The organism is Halomonas sp. ND22Bw, assembly GCF_003011945.1.
Taxonomy (GTDB): Bacteria; Pseudomonadota; Gammaproteobacteria; order Pseudomonadales; family Halomonadaceae; genus Halomonas; species Halomonas halophila.
The window spans coordinates 1-277 of sequence record NZ_PXWD01000720.1 but is presented as its reverse complement, the minus strand read 5'-3'; the positions used below and the strand labels follow the sequence as shown (position 1 = coordinate 277).

The following is a 277-nucleotide window of genomic DNA, read 5'->3' as shown; positions in this document are numbered from 1 at the left end:
ATCGACGGCCTGTACAAGGCACTGGGCGAAAGCCACCGCGCCGACATCCGCCCGAAATATTGCGATGCCTGCTTCACCGGCGACTATCCGACGTCGCTGACCGATCATGACGAATCGAGCGCGGTCGACCAGTTCGCCCTGCTCGCCGAACGGATGAACTGACGCGCGATGGACATGCAGTTGACGGACCGGCGGGCGCTGGTGACCGGCGCCAGCCGCGGAATCGGTGCGGCGACCGCGATCGCGCTGGCGGCGAAGGGCGCGCACGTCATCCTGA

Annotated in this window: 1 protein-coding gene; it reads left to right on the top strand. The window is 66.8% G+C overall.

The window, feature by feature from the left end; all coding sequences use genetic code 11:
• Positions 1 to 168 precede the first annotated feature (168 nt).
• Positions 169 to 277, top strand: a 109-nt coding sequence (locus CVH10_RS20005; protein WP_146143151.1) for an SDR family NAD(P)-dependent oxidoreductase, incomplete at its 3' end; no start/stop codon positions are given.